This window comes from Pseudomonas fluorescens (genome assembly GCF_005938625.1).
Taxonomy (GTDB): Bacteria; Pseudomonadota; Gammaproteobacteria; order Pseudomonadales; family Pseudomonadaceae; genus Aquipseudomonas; species Aquipseudomonas fluorescens_BD.
The window spans coordinates 48886-61837 of record NZ_VCNJ01000020.1 but is presented as its reverse complement, the minus strand read 5'-3'; the positions used below and the strand labels follow the sequence as shown (position 1 = coordinate 61837).

General features: G+C 59.9%; 7 protein-coding genes. 4 read left to right on the top strand and 3 right to left on the bottom strand.

Annotation, left to right across the window (positions count from 1 at the left end; translation table 11 throughout):
- Positions 1 to 56: 56 nt before the first annotated feature.
- The 4 genes from FGA82_RS13690 (at position 57) to FGA82_RS13675 (ending at position 5986) form a co-directional block, all read left to right on the top strand.
- On the top strand, positions 57 to 764 hold the full coding sequence (locus tag FGA82_RS13690) for a TetR/AcrR family transcriptional regulator (protein WP_007910473.1): 708 nt from the start codon (positions 57 to 59) through the stop codon (positions 762 to 764).
- A 158-nt stretch (positions 765 to 922) separates the two neighbouring features.
- Positions 923 to 1933, top strand: coding sequence for a beta-N-acetylhexosaminidase (nagZ, locus tag FGA82_RS13685; RefSeq protein ID WP_141127476.1), 1011 nt, complete (start codon positions 923 to 925; stop codon positions 1931 to 1933).
- 12 nt (positions 1934 to 1945) lie between these two features.
- Positions 1946 to 2683: an S-methyl-5'-thioinosine phosphorylase gene (locus FGA82_RS13680; RefSeq protein ID WP_141127475.1), complete on the top strand. Its 738-nt coding sequence runs from the start codon at positions 1946 to 1948 to the stop codon at positions 2681 to 2683.
- A gap of 9 nt (positions 2684 to 2692) precedes the next feature.
- Positions 2693 to 5986, top strand: coding sequence for a DEAD/DEAH box helicase (locus tag FGA82_RS13675; protein WP_141127474.1), 3294 nt, complete (start codon positions 2693 to 2695; stop codon positions 5984 to 5986).
- A 148-nt stretch (positions 5987 to 6134) separates the two neighbouring features.
- Here FGA82_RS13675 and FGA82_RS13670 read toward each other — a convergent pair whose 3' ends face one another.
- The 3 genes from FGA82_RS13670 to mfd are packed head-to-tail and all read right to left on the bottom strand — an operon-like array spanning position 6135 to position 12863.
- The gene (locus FGA82_RS13670) at positions 6135 to 8825 is read right to left on the bottom strand and encodes a DEAD/DEAH box helicase (protein ID WP_141127473.1); all 2691 of its coding nucleotides are present in this window, start codon (positions 8823 to 8825) and stop codon (positions 6135 to 6137) included.
- Positions 8826 to 8836: 11 nt separating this feature from the next.
- Positions 8837 to 9403, bottom strand: a complete 567-nt coding sequence (locus FGA82_RS13665) for a CsiV family protein (protein ID WP_141127472.1) — start codon at positions 9401 to 9403, stop codon at positions 8837 to 8839.
- A 10-nt stretch (positions 9404 to 9413) separates the two neighbouring features.
- Positions 9414 to 12863: a transcription-repair coupling factor gene (gene mfd, locus FGA82_RS13660; protein WP_141127471.1), complete on the bottom strand. Its 3450-nt coding sequence runs from the start codon at positions 12861 to 12863 to the stop codon at positions 9414 to 9416.
- Positions 12864 to 12952 lie beyond the last annotated feature (89 nt).

Genomic DNA, 12952 nt, shown 5'->3' with positions numbered 1-12952 from the left:
ACAAGGCACAGGCTGAAACGTATGTTTCAAACAAGTGTTTGTCAGGCGGAGTAGCCATGGCCCAGTCGGAAACCGTTGAACGCATTCTTGATGCTGCCGAGCAGTTGTTCGCGGAGAAAGGTTTCGCTGAAACCTCATTGCGTTTGATCACCAGCAAGGCTGGCGTCAACCTGGCAGCGGTGAACTATCACTTCGGCTCGAAAAAAGCGCTGATCCAGGCGGTGTTTTCGCGCTTCCTCGGGCCGTTCTGCATCAGCCTCGACAAAGAGCTGGAGCGGCGTCAGGCCAAGCCTGAAAACAAGCCAACCCTCGAAGAGCTACTGGAAATCCTTGTCGAACAGGCTCTCGTGGTTCAACCACGCAGCGGCAACGACCTGTCGATCTTCATGCGCCTGCTCGGCCTCGCATTCAGCCAGAGCCAGGGCCATTTGCGCCGTTATCTGGAAGACATGTACGGCAAGGTGTTCCGTCGCTACATGCTGTTGGTCAATGAAGCCGCACCACGCATTCCGCCGATCGAACTGTTCTGGCGCGTGCACTTCATGCTCGGCGCTGCAGCGTTCAGCATGTCCGGTATCAAGGCCCTGCGCGCGATCGCCGAGACCGATTTCGGCGTCAACACTTCCATCGAACAAGTGATGCGTCTGATGGTGCCGTTCCTCGCTGCGGGCATGCGCGCCGAAACCGGCGTCACCGATGCAGCCATGGCCACCGCGCAACTGCGGCCGCGCAGCAAATCAACGCCGGTCGCCGCCAAGGTTTAACCGCGCACGGGTGGGCGCAGCAGCTTGTATCCGCTAAGCTAGCCGCCCATGCCGACTCTCGTTCTGAACCCCATCTCCATAGAAATCGCCAACCTGCCGAGCGTTGCTCACGGTAGCGATTTGCTGCGGGTCGGGTTTTTCGTTTTCAAGGAATCTCTATGACTGCTGGCCTGCAAGGCTCGTTGATGGTGGACGTCGCCGGTACCTGGCTGACTGCCGAGGATCGCCAATTGTTGCGTCAGCCCGAAGTGGGCGGCCTGATCATTTTCGCGCGCAACATCGAGCATCCGCGCCAGGTGCGTGAACTCAGTGCGTCGATTCGGGCAATTCGTCCGGATCTGCTGCTGGCGGTGGATCAAGAGGGTGGCCGCGTGCAGCGCCTGCGTCAGGGCTTCGTGCGTCTGCCGGCCATGCGCGCCATCGCCGACAACCCGAATGCCGAATACCTCGCCGAACAATGTGGCTGGATCATGGCCACCGAAGTGCTCGCGGTCGGCCTCGACCTGAGCTTCGCCCCGGTGCTTGATCTGGATTATCAGCGCAGCGCCGTCGTTGGCACCCGTTCGTTCGAAGGTGATCCCGAGCGCGCGGCACTACTCGCCGGAGCGTTCATTCGCGGCATGAACAGCGCCGGCATGGCCGCCACTGGCAAGCATTTCCCTGGTCACGGCTGGGCCGAAGCCGACTCTCATGTCGCGATTCCAAACGACGAGCGCAGCCTCGACGAAATCCGCGCCAACGACCTCGTGCCATTCGCCAGGCTCAGCAAGCAACTGGCCGCGATCATGCCGGCGCACGTCATCTATCCGCAGGTTGATTCGCAGCCTGCCGGCTTCTCCCGCCGCTGGTTGCAGGACATCTTGCGCGGCGAATTGCAGTTCGACGGGGTGATTTTCAGCGACGACCTGTCGATGGCCGGTGCTCATGTGGTCGGCGACGCCGCCAGCCGTATTGAGGCCGCACTGACTGCCGGGTGCGACATGGGCCTGGTGTGCAACGACCGCGCCGCTGCCGAACTGGCCCTGAGCGCCGCACAACGCATGAAGGTCAAGCCCTCCGACCGCATCGCCCGCATGCGCGGTCAGGCATTCGCCAGTACCGATTACCGTCAGGATCCGCGCTGGCTCACCGCCATCGGCGCGCTCAAAGACGCTCAACTGATCGATTAAGGATTTTTCGCTATGACGGTTTACGCAATCATCGGTGGCACCGGCCTGACTCAACTCGAAGGCTTGACCATTCGCCAATCGCTGGCAGTGGACACGCCATACGGCGCGCCATCGGCCGACGTGCAAATTGGCGAATATGCTGGCAAGGAAGTGCTGTTCCTCGCCCGTCACGGCCATCCGCATCGCTTTCCGCCGCACAAGGTCAATTACCGCGCCAACCTGTGGGCGTTGAAGCAGGCCGGTGCCGAAGCGATCATTGCCGTTAACGCGGTGGGCGGAATTCACCCGGCCATGGGCACCGGTCATTTCTGCGTGCCGCACCAGATCGTCGACTACACCAGCGGACGCGAGCACACCTTTTTCGCCGATGATCTGGAGCACGTCACTCACATCGACTTCAGCTTTCCCTACAGCGAGCCGCTGCGTCAGCAATTGATCGCCGCCGTGGCCGCCGAAGGTTGCGAGTACAGCGATCAGGGTGTGTATGCCTGCACCCAAGGCCCGCGCCTGGAAACGGTCGCCGAGATCGTGCGTCTGGAACGTGATGGCTGCGACATCGTCGGCATGACCGGCATGCCGGAAGCGGCACTGGCCCGCGAGCTGGATCTGGATTACGCCTGTCTGGCGCTGGTGGTCAACCCGGCCGCGGGCAAGACCACTGAAGTGATCACCATGGCCGAGATCGAGCAGGCATTGCACGATGGCATGGGCAAGGTGAAATCAGTGTTGGCGCGGGTGTTGGCCGGCTAAGGGCTGCCCATGAGCATTCTCATCGAACGGCTTAAGTCGTTGGCCTGGACTAAGGCATTCAGTAGCAAGGCGCTGGCCAAGGCTCGCGCTTATGCCGCCGATGACCGGGTAGAGATCATCGAGATCCATGACAAAAAGATCGAGGCGTTCTGCGTCGGTTCGGAAGATCAGGCGTATGAACAAAGCATTTACCTGTCCGAAGATCGCCTGGGTTCCGTCAACTTGCGTTGCCTGTGCAGCTGTCCTGTCGTAATCGACTGCAAGCACTGCGCTGCGGTGCTCTATCACCTGCAGGGCGGTGCTGATGATGCGTCTGAGAGTGACGCACAGATCCAGTTGGGTCGGGCGCTGGAACATTGGCTTTCGACAATTCCCGTGCCGGCCAAGCACGCCGAAGAAGGCGCGCAAACGGCAGGCACGCGCCTGTTTTACAAGCTCAAGCCAACGTCAGTGAGCGGCAAGTGGCTGCTCGATATTTTCAAGGTTTCCCAGCTCAAGAACGGCGAGTTACGGGAAGTCAAACCGATGTACTCGCTGGCGGAAATGCTCATGCGTCAGCCCGGCTACCTGTCCGAGCTGGATCTGCGCGTTGCCAGGCTGCTGGTTGCCATGCACTCCCACCACGCCTATTACAGTGGCTATCCGCTGGAAGGCAGCAGCGGCGCCGAACTGCTGGAAATGCTCCTGCGCACCTCGCGGCTGTTCCTCGATTTCGAGGATCTGCAACCGTTGGTGTCTGGCGAGAAACGCATCGGCCAGTTCGCCTGGGCCGAGCAGGCCGACGGCGGGTTTCGCGCGCAGTGGAGCAGTGCCGAGGCGGCGCAGGAAACCGTGCTGGCGCTGGAGCCGCTTTATTACCTGGATCGTCAACAGCGGCAGATTGGCCCTCTGTTCAATGAACTGGAAGAAAAGCTGGCCAGTCATTTGACTCTGGCGCCGGACATTCCGGCGCGTCAGGCCATGCAGTTCAGCCATCGCATGAGCGCGGCAACGAGAATCCCGACGCCCCACCAACTGACCGAACGAGTCATCGACGACGTACTTCCGCAGCCGCAACTCACCCTCGTCAGTGGTCGGGAGCGCTCGCGCTGGGAATACATTCTCGAGCACCGCGCCGCCCTGGTGTTCACCTACAACGGCCAGCCGACGGTCGATCGCAACCCGGAAGTGTTGATCCTCAACGGCACTGAGACCCAGCGCATTCAACGCCAGCCTGCAGTGGAAAAGAAACTGCGCCAGATTTTGCAAAAGCACGGCTTCAAGAAAGCCACGCGCAAGAGCTCGCTGGATCGTCCCGGTGAGATGTTCACGTTGCCGGATGATTCCGCCTGGCTCGGGTTTATGCACGAAGGGCTTGCCACGCTGCGCGCCTCGGACTGGCAAGTCGAGGTCAGTCCCGGCTTTCATTTCAATGTGCAACCGGTTGAGCATTGGTACGCCGAGGTCGAAGAAGAGGCCGGGCATCAGTGGTTTGATTTGCAGTTGGGTATCGTCGTCAATGGTCAGCGCTATAGTTTGCTACCAATCCTTCTGCACTTGTTGCGCACCCAGCCGCGCTTGCTTGACCCAGTCAATCTGGCACAGCGCAGCGATGACGAAAAACTTCTGATCGAACTGAAACCCAGCGGTTTTGGCGACCCTTCAGGCGCCAAGGTCGCGCTGCCGCTGAGTCGGGTCAAACCTCTGATGGCCGCGCTGGGCGAGTTGTACCTGGTTGGTCATCAGGGCGATGCACTGCGTTTGAGTGTCCCGGATGCCGCGCGCTTGAGTATGCTCGATGGCGTGCCGCTGGATTGGCAGGGTGGCGAGCGGCTGCGCACCTTCGCCAAGCGCTTGCAGAATTCCAGTCACACCCACGTCGCTGCGCCGGCCGGCCTTAACGCGCAACTGCGCCCGTATCAGCTCGAAGGCCTGAACTGGATGCAGACACTGCGCGAGCTTGAGGTCGGCGGCATTCTGGGCGATGACATGGGGCTGGGCAAAACGCTGCAAACCTTGGCGCATCTGCTCACGGAAAAACACGCCGGTCGGCTTGATTGTCCGGCTCTGGCGATAATGCCGACCAGCCTGATTCCCAACTGGCTCGACGAGGCCGAGCGTTTCACCCCCCAGTTGAAAGTATTGGCGCTGCACGGCTCGGGGCGGCAGAAGGATTTCGCTGAGCTGGCTGAGTACGATCTGGTACTGACCACTTACGCTTTGCTACCGAGGGATCTCGAGGTTCTACAGCCGCAGCTGTGGAGCGTGCTGATTCTCGACGAAGCGCAGAACATCAAAAACCCGATCAGCAAAGCGGCGCAAGCGGCCCGTGACCTGCAGGCCCGTCAGCGCTTGTGCCTGAGCGGCACGCCATTGGAAAACCACTTGGGCGAGCTTTGGTCGCAGTTTCATTTCCTCATGCCCGGTTGGCTTGGCGACAGCAAGTCCTTCAATCGCGATTACCGCACGCCAATCGAAAAGCATGGCAATGTTCAGCGTATGCAGCACCTGACAGCGCGCATCAAGCCGTTTTTGCTGCGCCGCAAAAAAGATCAGGTAGCCACCGAACTGCCGCCGAAAACCGAAATTGTCCATTGGGTTGATCTCAGCGACGGCCAGCGTGATGTCTATGAAACGGTGCGCGTGGCGATGGACAAAAAAGTCCGTGACGAAATTGCCCGCAGTGGCGTGGCGCGCAGTCAGATCATCATTCTCGATGCCTTGCTCAAGCTGCGGCAGGTCTGTTGCGATTTGCGTCTGATCAAGATGCCGCTGACGGCGAAGGCGCTGCGCTCCGGCAGTGGCAAGCTGGTCAGTTTGATGGAGATGCTCGAGGAGTTGCTGGGCGAAGGTCGCAGGATTCTGCTTTTTTCGCAGTTCACCTCGATGCTGGCCCTGATCGAGGAAGAATTGCAGCAACGTGACATTGCTTATTCGCTGCTGACCGGTGAAACCACGGACCGGCGTACACCGGTGAAGGATTTTCAGGGCGGCAAGGTGCCGCTGTTTCTGATCAGTCTGAAGGCCGGGGGGACCGGTTTGAACCTGACCGCTGCGGACACGGTGATCCACTTCGACCCTTGGTGGAATCCGGCGGTGGAGAATCAGGCAACCGATCGTGCGTATCGAATCGGGCAAAACAATCCGGTGTTTGTTTACAAGTTGATCGCTCGCGGCACTGTAGAGGAAAAAATACAGGCGTTGCAGCAGGAGAAAGCCGCGTTGGCCGGGGCGGTGCTTGAAGGCGGGACAGCAGGTGGCTGGAAGCTGGAGCAGAGTGACATTGAGGCATTGTTTGCGCCGTTGCCTGTTGCCAAGGGTTGAGCCCTAATTAATAGAGCAATATCTGATGGCCCCATCGCTGGCAAGCCAGTTCCCACAGGGTTGGGAGTCGTACACAAAACTGTGTTCCAACTCGATACCTGTGGGAGCTGGCTTGCCAGCGATGGCTATTTAACAGGCGACGCAGATCTCAACGCTTTTCGAGCTTATCCGGCAGCGGCGCAAACAACGCTTCGATATCATCGCTCTGCAACTTCCAGTCCCCGGCCTTGCGCCCATCCAGCACGCCCGCCGCCAAGTCGGACTTTTCTTTCTGCAAGTGCTGAATCTTCTCTTCCACCGTGCCCCGGGCAATCATCTTGTAGACGAATACCGGTTTCTCCTGACCGATTCGATACGCACGATCGGTCGCCTGATTCTCGGTCGCCGGGTTCCACCACGGGTCGTAATGAATCACCGTATCCGCCTCGGTCAGGTTCAAGCCGACACCACCAGCCTTCAGGCTTATCAGAAAGATCTGACGCTTGCCGCTCTGGAATTCTTTCACCGGAGTACGTCGATCGCGGGTCTGGCCGGTCAACAGTGCATAGGAAATGTTACGTTTTTTCAGCTCGTCTTCGATCAATGACAGCATCGAGGTGAATTGCGAGAACAGCAGAATTCGCCGTCCTTCCTCGAACAACTCCTCAAGCATCTCCATCAAGCTGTCGAGCTTGCCCGAGGTGCTGCCGCGAGCGGGCAGGGTGGCGTCATTGACCAGGCGCAGATCACAGCAGACCTGACGCAGCTTCAACAGCGCCTCAAGAATGATGATCTGACTGCGCGCCACGCCTTTGCGGGTGATCTCGTCGCGGACTTTCTTGTCCATCGCCAAACGCATGGTTTCGTACACATCGCGCTGCGCTTCGTTGAGGTCGACCCAGTGGATGATTTCAGTCTTCGGTGGCAACTCGGTGGCGACCTGCTCTTTGGTACGGCGCAGCAAGAACGGTTTTATCCTACCGTTCAGATGCTGCAGTCTGACTTCACTGCCGCGCTTTTCAATCGGCACACGGTAATCAGCGTTGAAGCTTTTCACGTCGCCGAGCCAGCCCGGCAGCAGGAAGTGAAACAGCGACCACAGCTCACCGAGGTGGTTTTCCAGGGGCGTACCGCTGAGGCACAGGCGCTGACGTGCATTAAGCTCGCGCGCGGCTTGAGCGGCTTTGCTGTTCGGGTTTTTGATGTACTGCGCCTCATCCAGCACCAATACATGCAGCGGCTGCTTGGCCAGACGTTCGACGTCTTTGGGCAGCAGCGCGTAGGTAGTGAGGATCAGGTCATAATCCGCGAGATTGTCGAAGTGCTTTTTGCGCGTGGCGCCGTACAGCGCGACCACTTTCAGTTGTGGCGTAAAGTGCGCCGCCTCATCGAGCCAGTTCGGAATCAGGCTGGTTGGCATCACCACCATGCACGGGCGATCGAGACGACCGGCGATTTTCTCACTGAGAATATGCGCCAGGGTCTGTAGGGTTTTACCCAGACCCATGTCATCCGCGAGAATCCCGCCGACTTCCAGTTGCCGTAGAGATTGCATCCAGCTCAAGCCTTCGAGCTGATAAGGGCGCAGCGTCGCGTTCAGTCCTTCCGGCGCTTCAGCGCTGAAATCACGAATATCGCGCAGGCGTTGAGCCAACGTGCGGATCTGCTCGCCACCCTCCCACAGCAGCGGGAGGCCTTCCAGCGAGTTAAGGCGCGTGGCATCCGCCTTGCTCAGGCGCAGAGTGGTTTCGCCCGGCTCCTGCAAATAAAACTCGCCGAGCGTCATCAATACCGGTTTCAACCGGCCCAGCGGCAAGGCCACTTGCAGCGGCCCGTGCTCGCTGGTGCGTTGCGGAATGTTGACCAGAATCAGTTCATCATCGCGGCGACGGGCGAGGCGTTCCGGATTGAGGATTTCCGCATGGGAGCGCATCAGGTTGAGCAGGATCGGCAACAGACTGAGGCGCTCACCGTTGACGATGATCCCCAGTTCCAGATCAAACCAGTCACGCTCCGGCACCTGCTCGACGGTGGCGTACCAGTCATCCACGGCGGTCAGATCGAAGCCGAATTCCTCATCGATCTGCAGCTCCCAGCCTTGGCTGCGCAGCTTCGGCAGGTCGTTGAGGGTGAAGGTCAGCCAAGCGCTGTCATTGACCATTTCATACAGCTCGCCGGCACTTTCCGGCAGCGCTTTGCTCTGCCGCGTGGCGATGCGAAAGCCGAGGATTCTTAACTGTTCGCGGTAGGACTGTTCGACTTCCGGGTGACGTTTTATCCGCAGTGTCTGGGCTTCCTGACGAATCAGGATGTCGCTGTTCTTCTGCCCGCTGACGTATTCATCCAGATAGCTGAACGACAGCGCCGCACGATGCTGGATGTAGCGCTGCATCTTGCCGTTGCGCGGTTCGAAAGCGCTGAATTCGACGCTGGCCAGCCACAGACGTGGCAACGGCTGCACGTTATCGACCAACACTTGCGGTGGCGCTTTCGGGCTACGGTTTTCCAGCACGGCTTGCAGCTTTTCCAAGAGTTCGGCGTCTTTGGCGGCGGCGGGATAATCGAGGGTTTCCTGGACTTTCAGCAGTACCGCTGCGCAATGTTTGCAGTTGTTGCGAACCGGGCAGGTGCACCCGGCATCGACCAGCAGCAAGGTGCCTTTGGCTGACTCGCGCAGGTGAATGGTCTGACGGTAAACGTTACCGCCAGAGCCTTCGCAACTGGCGGTGATCGTCGCATCGCCGACTTGGGCGATGCGTACTCGATTTTCCAGGGCGTAGCGGCGGCCACGCTCCAGGCTCTGTTCCTTGAATCGGCTGACCCAGGAGGGTGCCAACGGTTTGCTCAGGGGCGGGGACATAAGGACTTCGATCAGTCCGGGATGGCTTCAGGCGCTTCCCGAGGCGCAGGCGCGGTCAGGGAAGTGATCTTGATCAGCAGGGCCAGATGGCCGTTATCGAGATAGTTGAGTTGGCCGTTCTTGGTGTGGCTGTCCTGTTTCAGGCGCTCACTGGCGGTGACCAAGCCATTGGCGTCGATCTGATTGACCCAGAAGTCGGCGGCGACGTCGGTAAAGCGCCCGAGTTTCATCTCCAGCGTACCTTCGATCGGGAATTGCCCGAACTGCTCCTTACCGTCGCTGACCGCAACTTTTGCCGGTGCTTCGCCAAGGGTTTGCTGCCACGCCTTGTGCATCAGCACGCTGTAGTCGCCGCTGGCGGTGAGTTTGGTGACAACGTCATTCAACGCAGGCGTGCGCTGGCTGTCATCAGCCAGGCGCTGGGCGCCCGCAGCCCAGTCTTCCGGTGCTGCGCGGCTGACGATCGCCGGCACGGCGTTCTGCCGGACCAGAATCATTTCGACCTGATACAGGTCATCGGCAAACGCCATCGGAGCTACGAAGGTGAGTAGCAAAGTCAGTGAGCGAAACAGGCGCATGCGGCGTCCTTCAAACAGTTTTCGGGAGGAGGCGCTCAAACAGCGCCTCTACAGTATTAAAGCGCTCTTCCGGGCGTTCCATCGGCACCTGGAACTTGAACATCGTCGCGCCTTCGAATTTGTAGCGTTTCGGCTGGCTCTGGATAAGCTTGATCAGGGTCATCGGGTCAACTGGCGTCTGCGCTTCGAACTCGATGCGCCCACCTTGCGGGCCACCGTCGACTTTTTTGATGCCCAACTGCTCAGCCTGCAACTTCAGCGCCGTGATGCGCACCAGATTCTTCGTCGGTTCCGGCAGCAGGCCGAAGCGGTCGATCATCTCGACTTGCAGATCCTTCAGGCCTTCTTCATCGGTCGCCGAAGCGATGCGCTTGTACAGAATCAGACGCGCGTGAACATCCGGCAAATAGTCTTCCGGAATCAGCGCCGGTACCCGCAGGTTGACTTCCGGGCCACCGCCGAGCGGTTGATCGAGGTTCGGTTGTTCGCCCTTGCGGATCGACTTCACCGCGCGTTCGAGCATTTCCATGTACAGCGTGAAGCCGACGGCTTGAATCTGCCCGCTCTGACCATCGCCGAGCAGTTCGCCGGCACCACGGATTTCCAGGTCGTTGGTGGCCAGCACGAAACCGGCGCCGAGATCCTGAGTATTGGCAATTGCCTCCAGACGCTTTTCCGCATCCGAGGTGATTTGCTGGCGCGGCGGCGTCAGTAGGTAGGCGTAAGCCTGGTGGTGACTGCGGCCAACGCGACCACGCAACTGATGCAGTTGCGCCAGGCCGAACTTGTCGGCGCGCTCGATGATGATGGTGTTGGCGCTCGGTACGTCGATGCCGGTCTCGATGATGGTCGAGGCGATCAGCACGTTGAAGCGCTTGTGATAAAAGTCGCTCATCACCTGTTCGAGTTCGCGCTCGCGCATCTGTCCGTGACCGATGCCGATACGCGCTTCCGGTACCAGTTCGGCGAGATCGGCAGCGCATTTCTCGATGGTTTTCACATCGTTGTGCAAGTAGTAAACCTGACCGCCACGCAACAGTTCACGGAGCAAGGCCTCTTTGACCGTGCTCTTGTTTTGCTCCATGACGAAGGTGCGCACCGACAGGCGTCGCGCCGGCGGCGTGGCGATGATCGACAGGTCGCGCATGCCCGACACCGCCATGTTCAGCGTGCGCGGAATCGGCGTCGCGGTCAGCGTGAGAATGTCGACTTCGCTGCGCAGGGCCTTGAGCTGTTCTTTCTGACGCACACCGAAGCGGTGCTCTTCGTCGATGATCACCAGTCCGAGGTTTTTGATTTTGACGTCGTCGGACAGCAGCTTGTGCGTGCCGATGACAATGTCGATCTTGCCTTCGGCGAGATCGGCGATCGCCGCGTTCACTTCCTTGGCCGATTTGAAGCGGCTCATTACTTCTACGGTCACCGGCCAGTCGGCGAAGCGGTCGCGGAAGCTGTTGTAGTGCTGTTGGGCGAGGAGGGTGGTCGGCACCAGGATCGCCACTTGACGGCCACCGTGTACGGCGATGAAGGCGGCGCGCATGGCCACTTCGGTCTTGCCGAAGCCGACGTCGCCGCAGACCAGTCGATCCATCGGTTTCGGCGCGAGCATGTCTTCACGCACGGCTTCGATGGTCGATTGCTGATCCGGGGTTTCTTCGAACGGGAAACCGGCGCTGAAGGTGGCGTAGTCGGCTTTCGGGTCGGCGAAAGCGTAGCCTTCGCGAGCGGCACGACGTGCATAGATGTCGAGCAGTTCGGCAGCAACATCGCGCACTTGTTCGGCGGCTTTGCGTTTGGCTTTCTGCCAGGTCTCGGAACCGAGGCGGTGCAGTGGGGCCAATGCGTCATCGCTGCCGGTGTAGCGCGCGATCAGATGCAGGTTGGCCACCGGCACGTAAAGTTTGGCGTTCTCGGCGTATTCGAGGGTGAGGAATTCGGCTGCCTGATTGTCGATTTCCAGAATGGTCAGGCCCAGATAGCGGCCAACACCGTGATCGATGTGCACCACTGGCGCGCCTTCGCGCAGCTCGGTTAGGTTTTTGATCACCGCATCGTTATTGCCGTCGGCACGCTTCTCGCGGCGGCGGCGCTGCATCACGCGTTGGCCGAACAGCGGACTTTCCGCGACCAATGCCAGCGCCGGATCGTCAAGCATCAGGCCTTCGTCGAGCGGGGCAATGGTGATCGCCAGGCGATCCTTGCTCGCGACGAAGTCCGGCCAGCTGTCGACGGTTTTCGGCCGCAGCTTCAGGCGTTCCAGCAACTCCAGCAGCACTTCACGACGGCCGGCGGATTCGGCGGTGAACAGCACGCGTCCGGGGAACTCGTCGAGGAAGGCTGAGAGCGCTGCCAACGGTTGCGTGGCTTTGGCTTCGATTGCCAGATTCGGCAATGCCTGCGCGGGGAAGCGTTCGCGGCCAGCGCCGGTTTCTACGTCTTGCTGACTGGCGACCACGCGTGGCCAGCTCTTCAAGCGGGCGAAGCAGTCTTCCACCGGCAGGAACAATTCCGCCGGTGGCAATAAAGGACGTGAAGGATCGACGCGGCGCTCTTCATAACGATTGCGCACGTCGTTCCAGAAATTCTCCGCCGCTTGCTCGATGCCTGGCAGCGAGAACACTTGCGTGTCTTGCGGCAGGTAATCGAAGAGGGTCGAGGTTTCGTCGAAGAACAGCGGCAGGTAGTACTCGATGCCGGCCGGGGTAATCCCGCTGCTCAGATCCTGAAAGATCGGGCAGCGACGGAAGTCGACGTCGAAACGCTCGCGGAAGCGCGCCTTGAAGCGGGTGACCGCATCTTTCTGCAGCGGAAACTCACGAGCCGGCAGCAGCTTGACCGACTCGACCTTGTCGATGGAGCGCTGGTTTTCCGGATCGAAGGTGCGCAGGGTCTCGATTTCATCGTCGAACAAGTCGATGCGGTAGGGCAGTTTGCTGCCCATCGGGAACAGATCGATCAGCGCGCCGCGTACGGTGAACTCGCCGTGCTCATAAACCGTGTCGACGTAGCGATAGCCGCTGGCTTCGAGTCGCGAGCGCATCTGTTCGACATCGAGCTTCTGCCCGACATCCAGCACCAGACTGCTGCCGAGCAGGAACTTGGTCGGCGCCAGACGATGCAAAGCCGTGGTGATCGGCACCACCAGCACGCCATGCGCCAGCTCTGGCAGCCTGTATAAGCTGGCGATGCGCTGGGAAATGATGTCCTGGTGCGGCGAGAACAGGTCGTAGGGCAGGGTTTCCCAGTCGGGGAAATGCAGCACGGGCAAATCCGGGGCGAAGAAACTCAGCTCCTGTTCCAGTCGTTCAGCACTCTGGCTGTCGGCGGTCAGTAGCAGGGTGAAGCGCTTGGCAGCGCTGGCAGCCTCGGCAATCGCCAGGCTGAGGGCAGCACCGGGCAGATTGCCCCAATGCTGTTTACCTGCCTCGGCAGGGAGTAGCGGTAGACGCAGAACGGGCACGGAAGGTTGAGCTCCAGGCTTTGCGACAAAGTCGGTAATTGTAGCGGCGTCCGGTGCCGCCTGTCAGTTGCAGACTACGTCTATCTTCG

What these genes read in the sequence shown, in the direction of transcription:
- FGA82_RS13680 (WP_141127475.1), top strand. Translation starts at nt 1,946, where the DNA reads ATGACGGTTTACGCAATCATCGGTGGCACCGGCCTGACTCAACTCGAA.
- FGA82_RS13665 (WP_141127472.1), bottom strand. Translation starts at nt 9,403, where the DNA reads ATGCGCCTGTTTCGCTCACTGACTTTGCTACTCACCTTCGTAGCTCCG.
- FGA82_RS13675 (WP_141127474.1), top strand. Translation starts at nt 2,693, where the DNA reads ATGAGCATTCTCATCGAACGGCTTAAGTCGTTGGCCTGGACTAAGGCA.
- FGA82_RS13670 (WP_141127473.1), bottom strand. Translation starts at nt 8,825, where the DNA reads ATGTCCCCGCCCCTGAGCAAACCGTTGGCACCCTCCTGGGTCAGCCGA.
- nagZ (WP_141127476.1), top strand. Translation starts at nt 923, where the DNA reads ATGACTGCTGGCCTGCAAGGCTCGTTGATGGTGGACGTCGCCGGTACC.
- FGA82_RS13690 (WP_007910473.1), top strand. Translation starts at nt 57, where the DNA reads ATGGCCCAGTCGGAAACCGTTGAACGCATTCTTGATGCTGCCGAGCAG.